The sequence below is a fragment of the Bradyrhizobium sp. USDA 326 genome (genome assembly GCF_049739485.1).
GTDB lineage: Bacteria > Pseudomonadota > Alphaproteobacteria > Rhizobiales > Xanthobacteraceae > Bradyrhizobium.
The window spans coordinates 7,552,258-7,566,150 of sequence record NZ_JBMGQA010000001.1 but is presented as its reverse complement, the minus strand read 5'-3'; the positions used below and the strand labels follow the sequence as shown (position 1 = coordinate 7,566,150).

Genomic DNA, 13,893 nt, shown 5'->3' with positions numbered 1-13,893 from the left:
AGGGTTGAAATGGCCGCTGGCGTCACACGCAAGAAGCTCATCGAAGTGTCGATCCCGCTAGAGGCCATTAACGCAGCCTCCGCGCGCGAGAAATCTATCCGGCACGGCCATCCGTCGACCCTGCACCTTTGGTGGGCGCGACGTCCTTTGGCAGCATGCCGGGCGGTGCTCTTCTCGCAGCTCGTGGACGATCCGTCCGCCTGGCCGGACCGTTTCCCGACCGAGGAAGCGCAGGATGCCGAGCGCCGGCGGCTGCACGATGTTATCCGACGGATGGTCGAATGGCCGGATTCAAAGCCGGCAGATCGCGCGCGATTTGACGATGCTATAGAGGCCGCCCGTTTTGAAATCGCGCGCTCGGTCGCCTGGAGCTTGGGCGAGGAGCCGCCGGCAAAGGGCAACGGCAAAGCAATCCTCGACTATCTCCAGGCCAAGGCGCCGCCAGTCTACGATCCGTTCTCGGGCGGCGGGTCGATCCCGCTGGAAGCACAGCGCTTGGGGCTACGTGGCTATGGTTCCGACCTCAATCCGGTGGCAGTGCTGATCGGAAAGGCGTTAGTGGAAATCCCGCCGAAGTTCGTGGGGCGACCGCCGGTCAACCCAAAAGGCCAAGCCGAACTGCAGCGTGGGGGCCAATGGAACGGCAAGGGCGCACAGGGCCTAGCCGAGGACGTGCGTTATTATGGGCAATGGATGCGCGATGAAGCTGAAAAGCGCATCGGCCATCTCTACCCCAAAGCGAAACTGCCGGACGGATCGGAAGCAACGGTGATCGCTTGGCTGTGGGCGCGTACCGTGCGGTCACCCGATCCAGCCGCCCACGGCGCGATGGTGCCGCTGGTGTCATCTTTCATGCTCTCGACCAAGGAAGGGAAGAAAGCGTGGGTCGAGCCCATCATCGACGCAAAAGCACCGGAGGGATGGCGATTCGAGGTGAAGACGGGAAAGCTCAGCAAGACGGAGGAAGAAGCGAAGAAGAAGGGAACGAAGACGGCGAGAGGCAATTTCGCTTGTCTCCTAAGTGGCGTGGGAATTTCGGAGGACTACAACCGTGCGCAAGGAAAAGCGAAACGGCTTGGAGTCCGGCTGATGGCAGTTGTGGCCGAAGGCAATCGCGGGCGAATTTACCTCACTCCAACGATAGATGATGAGCATATTGCTGCGAGTGCTCAGCAACAATGGGAGCCCGAGGGTGATCTTTATGAGAAAGCCTTGGGTTCTAGGGTGCCAGCGTATGGTCTTACGCGTTGGGCCGATCTTTTCACTCCGCGTCAGCTTATAGCGCTAACAACCTTTGCTGATCTGGTGAGTGATGCGCGCGAGAAAGTTCTTGCCGATGCCCGCGTCGCCGGCCTCAAGGAGGAAAAAACGCCGCTTCACCAGGGCGGCAATGGCGCGACCGCCTACGCGGATGCAGTAGCGACATATTTGGCGTTTGCGGTCGACAAAGCTACAGATCGAAACACAACTCTTTGCGCGTGGGAGTCCAAGATGGACCGCATGCGAAACACGTTCGGTCGGCAGGCCCTCTCAATGGTTTGGGACTACGCTGAAACGAACCCCTTGAGCGGCGCAGGCGGTGACATTGCGGGAACAGCATTTGCCGTCTTCGAGGTCCTCAGCAAGCTCGACAACGCGGGAATAGGAGCAATTGCGAACATTGATGCAGCGAAGAATTCCTTTCCTATACGCCCAATCGTCATCTCCAGCGATCCGCCCTACTACGACAATATCGGATATGCTGATCTCTCTGATTTCTTCTACGTCTGGCTTCGTCACTCGGTAAATCAGATTTGGCCAGACCTGTTTCGTCGACTTGCCACACCCAAAGCTGAAGAATTGGTGGCGACGCCATACAGGCATGGTGGGAAAGCCGACGCTGAAGCTTTCTTTATGCAAGGTATGAGTGATGCGCTGACTGCCATGCGCAAGGCGGCGACGGATAGCGAGCCGCTTGCGATCTACTATGCCTTCAAGCAATCTGAGCTCTCTGAGGAAGGGATTACATCAGCGGGGTGGGCATCATTCCTGCAAGCGGTCATTGGTTCGGGTTTGCTTGTTGACGGTACTTGGCCGTTGCGCACGGAGCTAGCCAATCGTATGCGCGGTCAGGGATCAAATGCCCTCGCTTCCTCGATCGTCCTTGTCTGCCGCAAGCGTTCTGCTGATGCCTCTGTCATCACCCGCGCCGATTTCATGCGAGCATTGAAGCGTGAACTGCCCGAGGCCATCGATGACATCCGCAAGGCCGGAGTCGGCCCGGTGGACATGCAACAGTCGGTGATCGGACCGGGCATGGGCGTTTTTTCGCGGCACGCAAAAGTGCTGGAGGATGATGACTCATCCATGAGCGTGAAGACGGCGCTCGCCCTCATAAATCGGGTGTGGGAGGAGATCGACCAGGCGCTCGACACTAATTTCGACGCCGAAACTCAGGTAGCGCTCGCTTGGTACGCCTCCTACGGTTTCGACGCCCGCTCCTCCGGCGATATGATCGTTCTAACCACCGCCAAGAACACCTCCGACAAGTCGCTGTTCGCTTCCGGCGTTTTCAAGGATATGAAGGGCAAGGTGGCGCTGACCCCGCGCGAGGAATTGCCGAAGGGCTGGAGCCCCGCCACAGACAAGGCACTCACAGTCTGGGAGTGCGTGCAGCACACCGCGCGAACGCTGAACGCAGAAGATGGCGGCGGAGAAGCAGCTGCAAGGCTCGTCTCGGACATGGGATCCAAGGCCGCCGACGCTCGTGCACTCGCCTATCGTCTTTACGAAATCGCGTCGCAAAAAGGCTGGTCCGCCGAGGCGCTGGTTTACAATGAACTTGCCCAAGAATGGCCGAAGCTCGAGGAGCTGGCGCCCACTGCCGGTACCCGCCGGGCGGAGACTAAGGCACAGGCAGAACTGTTCTAGGATTTTAACTTGGGGGAAGTCGCTTCATGTCAGCCGAGAAGGAAACGCTGCGCGGCGTTCAGGACGGGCTGTTCCATCTTCAGAAGGGACTGTCGCCGTTCGTCGAAGGACGCATGAAGGGAAAGCATGGCGCGAACTGGCTGCATTACGCGAGCCGCGCGACGGGGGGCAGCCCGGATGCGAAGCTCGACGCCTATGGCCTCCTGAAAACCATCGTCGACAATTGGCGGGACGTGTTCGACGATGCCTTCGGCCGCGTCGACAAACACAAGGCGCGCAACTTTGTGTCCATGGCGCTGGAAGCCCGCAATGCGATTTCACATCTTGCGATAGGTCTGCAGGATGACGAGGCGCTGCGCTATCTCGACGCCATGCACCAGCTTCTCAAGCTAGTGAAGGCACCGGCTGGCGAGATCGCCGAGTTGAAGAAGCTCTACGACGTCCAGCGTCAATCGGGCGTTGCTGTGGTCAAAGCCGCTTCGTCTGAGATGCCGCCTGCGCCCAAACTCGATCTGTCGAGTGACGATGTTCTCACGAAATCAGTGAAGCCGTGGGTCGAAGTGGCGCTCCCGCACCCGGACGTGCTCGCCAACCGTTTCAAGGAGGCTGAGTTCGCCGCAGACCTGTTCGCGGTCGACGCCGGGCTCGCGACGGAGGACTACGCTCAACCCGAGAACTTCTACCGCATCACCTTTCTCACCGAAGGCCTAAAACGTGTCCTGACCACCAGCCTGCAGCGTCTTGCGGGCACTGGCGGCGATCCTGTCATTGGTCTGCAGACATCGTTCGGCGGTGGCAAGACACACACGATGCTAGCAGTCTATCACCTGGCTAGGGTTGCCGATCTCAAGCGCCTGGAAGGCTTGGCCCCGCTGATTGAGGCGACTGGTGTGAAGACCTGGAAGCGCCCAAAGGTGGCAGCCTTCGTCGGCTCGTCCAAAGGTACCGACATATCGCTCAACCTCAAGGACGGGCCGCAGCTCCACACGCTTTGGGGCTATATCGCTTGGCGCCTTGCCGGCGACGCCGGCTTGAAGCTTGTTGCGCCATCCGAAGCCGCGCGAACCAATCCTGGTTCGGAGATCATGGTCGAGGTGCTCAAGCTCGCTGGGCCTTCTATCATCCTGCTCGACGAGCTCGTCGCCTTTGCGCGTCAGTTGCCCGACGACCGTTTCGAGGCCTTTCTCTCATTCATCCAGTCGCTCACGGAAGCCGCGAAGATGGTGCCAAATGCGCTCGTCGTTGGCTCACTACCTGAAAGCGACTCCGAGGTAGGCGGCCAGAAAGGTAAGGAGGCGCTGCTTCGTCTGGAGAAGATTTTCGGCCGCGTGCAGTCGCCGTGGCTGCCTGCATCAGGTGACGAGACCTACGAGATCATCCGCAGGCGTCTATTTCAGGTGCTCGACGCAGAAGGTGAGAAAGCGCGCGAGGACACCGTCAAGGCGTTTCACGAGCTCTATCGCAAAAATCAGGCCGAGTTTCCGCCAGAAGCCAAGGAAAAGCGGTACGAGGAATTGCTGCGGCTGTCCTATCCAATTCACCCCGAGTTATTCGATCGGCTATCGAAGGATTGGGCCAGCCTGGATAAGTTTCAACGCACGCGCGGCGTCCTGCGGTTCATGGCGAACGTCGTCGGCGTACTCTGGCATGCGCAGGTGCGCGATCCGCTGATCACACCGGCACGCCTGCCGATCGCGCATGAGCGCGTGCGCGCCAGCGTGCTTTATCCACTTGATCCAGCTTTCGGCGCAGTGGTCGACAAGGAGGTCGACGGTGAGACCTCTTTGCCGGCACGAATGGAGGCGAACCCGTCAAGACGGATCTCGCAGGCCCGCGCGGCAACGCGGGCGGCGCGAGCTGTCTTCCTTTGCTCGGCTCCGCTTGTTGGTCAACCCAATGCCGGCCTTACCGGCCAAGGGCTTCGTCTCGCCTGTGCCGAGCCCGGTGATCAACTGGCGATTTTCGGCGAGGCGCTGCGCGAACTCACCGAAAGGGCAACATACCTGTATGAGGAAGGCGGCCGCTACTGGTTTTCGACACAGCCGACGCTAAACCGGTTGGCTGACGATCGGGCTAAGGCGCTGCCGGATCACGAGGTAGATGCGGCCATTGCGCAGGTGTTGCGCGACGACGCCCCGGAAAAGGGCCGCTTCCATCGCGTCCATGCCGTACCGGACGATCCGATCACAATCGACGAGGCTGACGCCTTATCGCTGGTCATCCTCGGACCTGCCAGTTCTCACGCCGGAAAGGGAGCCACGAAATCGCCTGCCACTGACGCAGTGGCGGACACCCTACTGCGTTGCCGCGCAACCCAACGAAAGAAGCGGAACACGCTGATCTTTGTTGCTGCCGACGAGGCCCAGCTCGGTACGGCGCGCGACGTGATGCGCAAGGCGATCGCATGGCGGGGGATTGCCGAGGATCAACAGCTGCAGAAGCAGCTTCCGAGCGGTCAGATCACCGACGCCAAAGAAAAGGCTAGGATCAACAAAGACGCCGCCCAGAAGGCGGTTCGCTCCGCCTGGAGCCACATCTTCTATCCGGTGAAGAGCGAAAACGCCGGCAAGCCATTCGACCTGGAGCATGATCCTATCACCGCCAAGGATCGGATAGAGGTTCCCGTCACTGTCTATGAAAAAGCCAAGACAGACGGAATCGTGCGCGAAAAACTCGGCGCGGACACCCTTTGGCTCACCCTAAGTGCGATTTGGCCTGCGGATCGACCGCATCTACTGATATCGGAAGTCATAGATTGGTTTTCTTTCTACGTCTATTTGCCGAAGCTGCGCGATGGCGTGGTGCTTCAGCTAGCAATTCAGGAAGCGGTGGCGAAGCTTGATCCGAAGTTCGGCTATGCCGAGGGTTTCGACGAAGCCACCGGCCGTTATCGTAACCTAATCTGGGCGAAGACCCCGCCGGAGATCATGGCGCCGTCCGCCGTGCTCGTGCGGGCTGCAGAGGCGCTCGAACAAATCAAGCAGGATGCTGCTAGCAACGGCACGGTAACAGCAGCGGGAGACAACTCACCAGCAGGTAAACCTGAGACGCCGGCTAACGATCGTTCGCCGGTGGCCCCGGCAAAGCCGACGAAGCCACGCCGATTCTACGGGTCGGTCGAGATCGACATGGTTCGGCCCGTGAAGGCCTTCGATGCAATCCTGAACGCAGTTGTCATGGAGTTGCAGCGTACCCAAGGCGCAAAGGTGAAGCTTACGTTGGAAATCCAGGCTGAGGCAACGGACGGCTTTCCGGAAAGCGAGGTCAGCGTAGTTCGCGACAATGCTCGGCAGCTAAAGTTCAAGGCCGAGTCCACGGGTTTTGAGGAGTAGTGAGAAGCATCGTGTGGACCAGCGGCGGGAGGATCGAAGGCATTCAGCATCGCGACACGCCAACGAGCGCAAACTGTGATTCGGATGGACACCTTCGGGGCATGTTAAGCTTGGTCGGAAGCCCTCCAGGCCTCAACTGGCTGAACGACTACTCCACCAAACCGATGCTCTCTGGCGCGACACTCAATTCCGTTCGCAAAAAGCGGAAGGTCCTCGGCCCGAGGTGATCTGAGTGTGTCATTCGACAATCTAATTTCGAGGCCTCCAGAAAGACCTTCTTTGAAGAGCTGTACCGATTGTCCATTCTCATCCCTAAGGGATGCTTGGCAGGATTCACAAAGAGCGGCCGGATATCTTGTAGATCCTCGCCCCGGACCGGCGCAAACTGGGCAGATGCCCCCGTCGTGGCTCCAGGTTGTTCCCATTCTTGTCTCCTTCCCGCACAAGGCACGTTAGCCCAGACGCCGCCGCGGCGCAGTCTCGTGGCGACGGCCAGCAAGTTTAACAATCAAGCGGAGCGATGTCTGACAATGAGGTTAGGATGCCGATAGAACGAAAGTACGAACGTGATTTGGACCTCTTGCTCGCCGAGGAGTTCGCTGTCAATCCAGCCTTTGCGGAGCGTTTCAAGGCTTTAACCAAGTTTGCCAGCGAACCCGCGACCATTGCTAATTTTTGGGTCTCAAAGAGCGACAGCTTGGGAGAATCCGATCTGATTGTCGTATATCAACGGGGTGATGGAAGTCGGTTCGGCCTGCTTATTGAGGATAAAGTGGACGCAAATTTTCAACCCGATCAAGCCCAGAGATACCGGCTTCGGGCTAACCGCGATCGATCGGACGGAGTTTACGCGGACTTTGAGCTCGTGCTTTGCGCACCCGACCACTACCTACAAAGTCGTAACGACTTGGATGGCTTCGATCGCCAAATATCACTTGAACAGATCGCCGAGATGCTCGACGCGGAGGGTGACGCGAGAGCCGCTTATAGAGCTGGATTCCTGAAGACTGCTGGCACGAAGCGAATAAACGCCTGGGTCCGCGAGGACGATATAGCAACGAATGCCTTTTGGGATGCGGCATACGATCTGGCCAGTCATCACTTTCCGATTTTGGAATTGAAACCTCTTAAGCTGACACGAAATTCGGCGTGGATAACGATTAGACCTCACGATTTGCCGACGATGCCTAAGCATGTCTACGTGTCATTGAAAGGCGATAAGGGGCGCGTCGATCTCACATTCGCGAATACGACTGCTCACATGTTCCAGCAACTGATTAAGGAATTTCTAGAGCCGAAGATGACCGTGCACCAGACCGGGGCGGCTGCCGCGATTAGGCTCAAATCACCCGAATTCACTATCGCCAATGGCATTGATGAAGGGATTCCGAAGGTGAAAGCCGCGTTTGAGGCTTCATCTCGTCTAATCCAATTCTACCGCGCCTTCCGTCCGGAATTGGACCAGCACGCAAAGGCATCGACACCGGCGTAAGCCGCTCAGTCATACTTGCCAACTATGACGGGATGTTCGGACCAATATTTAGAGGCCCAACGCGGCGTCGATCGATGATGAACGTCCTAAGCGGCGCTCTGGCTCTGTCAAGGGCGCCTTCGGCGTCGCCTCCGGCGATTGTAACCCTTGACAGAGCCAGAGTGCCGCTCAATCGACTTCCATCGATCGACGCCCTCTCACGCCGCTGGGGCTAACCGCGCGGTTTTGGAAGCTGGCCCACTCCCCACAAATCCGTTCTTGGTGGCCGCGGTCTAGGCGGTGCCGGAAGCCTGGACGATGTTCGCGTATTCTGCCTGGCTGCCGCTTCTCCGCTGAGTATAGCAAGCTTCACGAGCAACTGTAGACGGGAGATATGGGTCCGCTTGGGAGCCGAGTGTGAGAATCTGGGGGCGGGATTAGAGGGATGTGGTTCGCAGGTTGCAGCATCGGCAGCAACGAGCGCTCGGTGGAAGGTGCCGCGCCTCAATCGCAGGATGCGATCCACGCTGCCCACGAAATGGCCTTCGGCATCATTGACTACCCATACGCCTGCGCGTTCTCCGGCTACGATCTCAAACTTCACTTCTACGAGCAGTTTTACAAACGCGTCGAGTTTCCCGCCCGCTCCGTGCCAGCAACCCTCGACGATGGCCCTTGCTCCCGGCAGATTGAACCCAGTGGTCTTGGCACGGCTGCGGGCCGGCTCAGATATTGAACTGCGGGGTTTTTCGGGGTCGGCACCTAGATGCTTTACCAGCCAGTCTGCGACTTCGGGTCTGTTGGAGCGTAATGCCTTGAGCACTGCGGCGTGATGCCGACCTAGGAGGGGCGTGGCGCGGTCATGAAGATCATATTCCAATTCGCGCGCGAGGCGCTCGGTTCTAAGTTTTATCCAGCCATCGTCGAGAGCCTTCCCTGTGCTGTCGACGTGAGACAGCACCAAATGAGCGTGTCCGAGAGCTCCGCCTGCCTTTGCTCGTGGCTTCTGATGAAGCACGATGGCATAGGGACGGACCGAAAGGGGATCGAGCTCCCGGCGTAATCGGTGGACTGCGAGCAACAGGTCCTCGCGCGACAAATCCCTCGCCGGATTTACGGTGCAATGGTGGAACGCTGCTCTTGCTGGCGAGGGATCCCGGTACGCCTCCATGATCGCAATCATTTCGGGCAAGGTCTGCGCGAGACAGTTGCCAATCTCGGCGATTTCGGCCGAAATGTTCTCTGTCTTGGCAAGATGCTGGGCCAGTCGCTGGCCGTCCCGCTTCCGTCGACCGTGCTTCTCTGTCGTGATAATCACGTGTCAGCCTGGTGCTTCAGACGCAAAACGAGTATCTGGAGGCGCTGAAGTTCGCGGACTATTCTCTCGGCGTCCGCAGGCGCGATATGGCGCCGGCGCAGGGCGAGCCCTATTCTCTGGATCTCCGCGAGAAAATTCCGGAAGGTCAGTGCAGTCGGCTGCACGCCTTCGCTAGTCCGACCAGGGCTAGCGGCCTTCAACGCCGCTTCCCTGATAAACGTCGCAACCGGCTGCTCCACCGCTCTTGCGGCGGCGTTGAGGATGGCTTCTTCGGCGGCGCTCACTCGGCAGCGGACCGCCTTCTGTCGTTGTCGTTTCTCACTCATGGGGGGTTCCACAGGGGCAGCGCCCCTTGGCGAGCGAAGCTCGGATTGGCGCGGGAGGCCCGCGCCACCGCTGGATTACCTGTTCATTACCTGTTCGCTCTTCTTGTGCTTGATTGCTTGTCTGTTGCTTCGCTCTTCTGATCTGCATGACGGTCGCGGCTGGCCGTTCCTTTCTTCGCTTAGGCGAATGGCGCACAGTCGAAGGAGGCGTCACCTCCACCTTCATCTCGGGCTTCGTTCCCGTCGCGTACGATCCACCAGCCGGGCTTCGCCATCCACTCGGCCGCCCCAAACGTCGCGCGGCTCAGTCTTCCTACCGGATTTGGCTCCCCCAGCGGCCCGGAGATATTGGAATGGATCTCCAGGATCCCGTTGTTGCCGTACTCGGTCACGCGCAGAAAAATCAGCTGCTCAGTCTTCGAGACCACGTGAATCCGACGCGCCTCGATGGGGCTCTGAACGGAGATCAAGGTCATTGGTGCGAGGGCGCACAACCCTTCCGTCTCCTGCACCTCAATTTCAGAAACCTCGCGGGGTACTTGGATCCACACGTTCGAGCGGAGTGCTTGGCGAATTAGGCGGTATTTATCGGAAATCGGCGCATCGTGAAGGTCGTGGAGCCAGGTGGAAAGGTCGCCCGTCTGTCGCGGGACCTGATAGCCCAGGCCGGCGAGTGCTTGTAAGTGGGCCCGTATTGGCTGCGGGAACGCATTATAAGCAGCACTAAGTATGCCATCGGCCGGCACATGAGGCGCTTCAAGGATGGCATCGCGGTGCCGGTGAATTACGTTCATTGCAGCTATTGGATTAAGCATTCGATTTGTCATAGTTTTCTCCGTTGACATGAAGCTTGAGTGTTAAGTTCTCAGTCTTTGTTCGCCCGATTTACCTGGCGCTGAAGGCGGACAGCAGATGCCTCTCCGTTCAGCCCGATTGCGGACATCACGATAGGCTCTCCTGCGTTTCGCTCTCGCGGTCGACGGCGCGCGCGAGCAGGCGGAAGAACTCTGCTTCCCGCTTGGAGTTGCGCTGGCGCTCGAGCTCGAGGTCGTGGTTGTAGGTGGCCCGCAACGCTTCGTGTTCGCGCTGATGGCGGTCTTCGGCTTCGTTGGTGATGACCTGCAGCCGCTTGACGTCCTGCTCCAGGTTGGCGGCATGATTAGTCAGGACCGTTAGCTCGGCTTCCAGCTCCGCCGCGCGAGCCGCATCGGCGAGAAGCGTCTTTCGTTCGTCCCGTAGCTGCGAAAGCTCGGCCGACAGCGTGGTCTCGGCGGTTTTCAAGGCCTGAATCTGTTCCAAAGCGGAGGAAAGCCGTGTGCGATCGAGCTCAAGGGTTTGCCTGATCTCATCGGCTTGCACGATCGCCGCGTCGCGTTCGGTCTTGGCGCTCGCCAAAGCAGCCGTAAGGTCGTCGACCTGCGACTGGCTTTCTTCGGCCTCATCGCCTGAATCGTAAGATGCCGATTCAAGGTCGGCGATGCGGGCATCCTTCTCCGCGAGGGCGATTTCCGATTTGGCAGTCTGGTGATCAAGCAGAGCCTGAAAGCGATCCGCAATCTCCTTGCTGAGCGCGTCGTCTGACTCGGCGATGGCCGAAGGGAGAGCGGCGACCGCGGCGTGGAGGTTGTCGAGCGCCTTGTTCACAATGGCGGCCAGCGGATTGTTCACCGACGAAGCCTGCTCAGGGCGATGGCTCTCGTCGTCATCGCCGTTGGCCGTCTCTATCGTCTCGACCAGGAGCAAATATTTCGCGACCGTCCCTGTCGAACGCCCCTTGCACAGCTGGCGCACCTCCTCATGGGTGACCCGAGCGGTCGATCCCATCAGCCTTTTTTGGTCCCGTGCCAGCAGAAAGGCGCTACGGACCTCTTCATATTTGTGCTGCTGGCGTGGCTTCAGCTCCGCGACTTTCTGAAGTGCTTCCTCTAAAGTCATATTCAGGCTCCTACCGGTAGCTTCCGGTAGCTGGCCGCTTCCGGAAGTCCTTCCGGAAGCTCCCAAGGGCTTCCGCGACACGAAGGAGTAAGGGGGATGGGCTTGGAGAAGAGACGGGCTCGGTGCCGGCGAATACGTCCCCCCGCGCGCCGTGGCGCGATCCAAGCGGATGCGCCTAGCTGCACGGTCCAAAAAAGACTGGGAGAAAGATGATGGCCGCTGCTCCGGCCAACCTTCCGCGTAATCGGGGCCGGCACCCCGCGCGGGTCTGCTCCGTCAGCGCGTACGCACCGGGTACGCGCTAATCTCCAGGCCTCGTGCCAGGGAGCCTCTGACAAAATGGTCGCGCCGCAGAAAAAGTCAAGCGAGTGTTGCGAAGCCACACCTCACTCGGTGGACTCTCTGGTTAATTTCGAGAGTCTCACCGGGCGCGGTGTATCAGATGCATTTCTCGACACGGACGCACAAAATGGAGCCGTCGCCATTGCTCACTTGCGCCAGCGCTCCGGGATCGACGACCTGCTCGACGATGGACCCGCAGCCTATCCGCAAGCAGATCTCCATGCCTCTGCACGCGACAGCGGGAGGCAGCAGCCCCGCCGTGGCAACTTCTACATCCGTAACGATCGCGATGGATTGTTCGATCCGTTTATTTTTACTCAAACGAGATGCTAACTTCGCGGGCTTCCGTTCTAGCCTCTCGTCGGGGCTACACGCTCTGCCAGCGGCGAGTTAACGTGTGCATGGAAACATCTGAGCGTGCCGGATGGCGGGACGACATGACTACTTGGCGGCTTCAGCCAGGTCCGCAGTAGCTGTCGTAACGGCGGCTCCCCACAGAGGCAAACCGGTCTTCTCTCGGGTCTCCATGCGGCGCTCCAGTCGCACCTCGCCGTAGCGCAGACGAAAGATCATCTCCATCATGTAATCTCTATCCAGAAGCAGAGGATCTGCGGCAATCGCGCGTTCAGCCCAGCTTTCGCACCAGTTAACCCAGGCCAGCATCATCTGCCTCTTGCGCGAGATTTGCGGATCGCTGCTGTAGAACGATCCCGTGACGTCGTTGGGTTCGACGCCTTCCATGTGATCTAGGACTACGGCAGCTTCGCCTGGCTTGAACCCGAGGTCGCGTTCGCCGTAGGTCGCGAAGGCGTAGCGAATCCGGTGCGGCGACATGCTGACAAGCGGCATGGCTGCGAAATAGTCGTTGAAGAGACCGCTCTCAGCGTGCGGACGGTCGGCTTTTGTGTGTCCGGCGGCCGGAAACAGCCAGCCTTCGGAGCCCTCGAAGTCCGATAGCCTGTCGAGGCGCACTGCGGCGCGCGAGGCGAAGCCGACGCAGGGCACTAGGTGCGAGCGCTTGCCCCGCTTCGTGCCACTCTTTCGGAAGAACGGCGGCACGAACCAGACCGTCTCGTGGTTGGCTTCTGGATAAGTCCGGAAGCGTCACCTGTTGGCGCCGGTGATTGCCCGCCGACGCTGGCACGTACCGATCAGGAGCTCGATGCCGAGGCCTATGCGCTCCGGGAAATATCCCTGGCGCGCGATCACCAGTGCGCGGCCAATCTCGATTTCTGGCGGTGCATCGCCCTTTTCATCTTCCGGATCGAATGCCTGCTCGCCGATTTCGACGCGGGTGCGGGGAGGGGCGTACAATTTCATCATGACGCCGTCTGCTACATTGGTTTGGTCTTGCCGGACGGCCTCCGCAAGCCAGCTCCAGAAACGCTTAATGACGCGCACCATGCCCTCGGCCATGGCCTCGGCTCCACGCGAGTGTACGTCCGCGATCGCCGCCGCCACCTCATTGCGGGTAATGCAGTTGACCATCCGGTCTTCGAAGCGTGCGAGCTCCTTTGGCAGCAGCTTGCCGCGATAATCACGGTGTGTATCTTCGCGCCGGGAGCGCTTGATCTCGGCCAAGAACTCCTGCTTGGCTTTCTGCCATGTCCACGAAGGCTTCGGCTTCTCGGCTTTGATTTTCAATTGGGTTTCAATCGACACGCCGCCGGCAATCGCTGCGAGAAAGGTGGCCGGGTCGTGCCCGTTGCGCGCCATTTCACAGACCCGCATGGCGCGGGCTCTCGCGCCCGGCAGCGACAGCCCCTCGATGTTTTGATCGCCCTCAACGGCGGGACCCAGATCATAGCGCTTCTGCTCGCCATGCAGTCGGACGCGCACCGACCAGCGCACCGATGTCGGCTTCACGCGAAGCTGCAAGCCGTTGATCCGTGTGTCCGAAACGTCGTAGCGTTCGCTTTGGCGCTGGTCGCGAAATGCGGCCTTCAGCGTCGAGGCGGTAATCAAGGTTGGCATCTGTCCCCCGGGTCACACCAACTTGGTGGGAAAGGCTGGGTCACAGAATGGCCTTCAGGCACTCAAGTCAACATAGGCGCCTGCGGTTTACCCAGATGACGCCGATTCTCAGTTAACGCGTTGAAATCTATAGGGAAGCAAATCGCGAAACACTGCCCTCTCGGAGCTTCTTCGGGAGCTGAGTTTTGTGACCTACGGTAACTGTAAATCAGCCGCCTCATGGCTTCGCAGGTTCGAGTCCTGCCTCCCCCACCAGCCTTCGCTCGCTTCGCGAGCTTCGGCTCG

General features: G+C 59.4%; 10 protein-coding genes. 5 read left to right on the top strand and 5 right to left on the bottom strand.

Annotated features, from left to right (window positions below):
• Positions 1 to 9: 9 nt before the first annotated feature.
• From ABIG06_RS35955 to ABIG06_RS35940, 4 genes are all read left to right on the top strand, one after another.
• The gene (locus ABIG06_RS35955) at positions 10 to 2,910 is read left to right on the top strand and encodes a DUF1156 domain-containing protein (RefSeq protein WP_424578554.1); all 2,901 of its coding nucleotides are present in this window, start codon (positions 10 to 12) and stop codon (positions 2,908 to 2,910) included.
• A gap of 26 nt (positions 2,911 to 2,936) precedes the next feature.
• Positions 2,937 to 6,242: a DUF499 domain-containing protein gene (locus tag ABIG06_RS35950; protein ID WP_370140400.1), complete on the top strand. Its 3,306-nt coding sequence runs from the start codon at positions 2,937 to 2,939 to the stop codon at positions 6,240 to 6,242.
• Positions 6,243 to 6,783: 541 nt separating this feature from the next.
• A complete protein-coding gene (locus ABIG06_RS35945; protein ID WP_370140399.1) occupies positions 6,784 to 7,734 on the top strand; it encodes a hypothetical protein in 951 nt (316 codons plus the stop codon).
• Between the two features lie 424 nt (positions 7,735 to 8,158).
• Positions 8,159 to 8,449 (top strand): hypothetical protein, encoded by a 291-nt coding sequence (locus tag ABIG06_RS35940; RefSeq protein WP_370140398.1) that lies wholly within the window; start codon positions 8,159 to 8,161, stop codon positions 8,447 to 8,449.
• Between the two features lie 578 nt (positions 8,450 to 9,027).
• Here ABIG06_RS35940 and ABIG06_RS35935 read toward each other — a convergent pair.
• The 3 genes from ABIG06_RS35935 to ABIG06_RS35925 form a co-directional block, all read right to left on the bottom strand.
• Positions 9,028 to 9,357 carry a hypothetical protein gene (locus tag ABIG06_RS35935; protein WP_370140397.1) on the bottom strand — a complete coding sequence of 110 codons (330 nt, stop codon included), beginning with the start codon at positions 9,355 to 9,357 and terminating at the stop codon, positions 9,028 to 9,030.
• A 179-nt stretch (positions 9,358 to 9,536) separates the two neighbouring features.
• Entirely contained in the window at positions 9,537 to 10,184 is a 648-nt protein-coding gene (locus tag ABIG06_RS35930; RefSeq protein WP_370140396.1) for a hypothetical protein, read from the bottom strand.
• Positions 10,185 to 10,299: 115 nt separating this feature from the next.
• On the bottom strand, positions 10,300 to 11,292 hold the full coding sequence (locus tag ABIG06_RS35925; protein ID WP_370140395.1) for a hypothetical protein: 993 nt from the start codon (positions 11,290 to 11,292) through the stop codon (positions 10,300 to 10,302).
• Between the two features lie 339 nt (positions 11,293 to 11,631).
• Between ABIG06_RS35925 and ABIG06_RS35920 the strand changes: the two genes are divergently transcribed.
• Positions 11,632 to 11,967, top strand: coding sequence for a hypothetical protein (locus ABIG06_RS35920; RefSeq protein WP_370140394.1), 336 nt, complete (start codon positions 11,632 to 11,634; stop codon positions 11,965 to 11,967).
• A 108-nt stretch (positions 11,968 to 12,075) separates the two neighbouring features.
• On the opposite strand, the gene ABIG06_RS35915 is transcribed toward ABIG06_RS35920, so the two are convergent.
• Positions 12,076 to 12,693 (bottom strand): hypothetical protein, encoded by a 618-nt coding sequence (locus tag ABIG06_RS35915; protein WP_424578553.1) that lies wholly within the window; start codon positions 12,691 to 12,693, stop codon positions 12,076 to 12,078.
• A 45-nt stretch (positions 12,694 to 12,738) separates the two neighbouring features.
• On the bottom strand, positions 12,739 to 13,608 hold the full coding sequence (locus ABIG06_RS35910) for an integrase arm-type DNA-binding domain-containing protein (protein WP_424578552.1): 870 nt from the start codon (positions 13,606 to 13,608) through the stop codon (positions 12,739 to 12,741).
• Between the last annotated feature and the right edge of the window lie 285 nt (positions 13,609 to 13,893).

Coding starts and splice junctions, on each gene's coding strand:
- ABIG06_RS35930 (WP_370140396.1), bottom strand. CDS start 10,184: ATGACAAATCGAATGCTTAATCCAATAGCTGCAATGAACGTAATTCAC.
- ABIG06_RS35920 (WP_370140394.1), top strand. CDS start 11,632: ATGGTCGCGCCGCAGAAAAAGTCAAGCGAGTGTTGCGAAGCCACACCT.
- ABIG06_RS35935 (WP_370140397.1), bottom strand. CDS start 9,357: ATGAGTGAGAAACGACAACGACAGAAGGCGGTCCGCTGCCGAGTGAGC.
- ABIG06_RS35955 (WP_424578554.1), top strand. CDS start 10: ATGGCCGCTGGCGTCACACGCAAGAAGCTCATCGAAGTGTCGATCCCG.
- ABIG06_RS35940 (WP_370140398.1), top strand. CDS start 8,159: ATGTGGTTCGCAGGTTGCAGCATCGGCAGCAACGAGCGCTCGGTGGAA.
- ABIG06_RS35910 (WP_424578552.1), bottom strand. CDS start 13,608: ATGCCAACCTTGATTACCGCCTCGACGCTGAAGGCCGCATTTCGCGAC.
- ABIG06_RS35945 (WP_370140399.1), top strand. CDS start 6,784: ATGCCGATAGAACGAAAGTACGAACGTGATTTGGACCTCTTGCTCGCC.
- ABIG06_RS35925 (WP_370140395.1), bottom strand. CDS start 11,292: ATGACTTTAGAGGAAGCACTTCAGAAAGTCGCGGAGCTGAAGCCACGC.
- ABIG06_RS35950 (WP_370140400.1), top strand. CDS start 2,937: ATGTCAGCCGAGAAGGAAACGCTGCGCGGCGTTCAGGACGGGCTGTTC.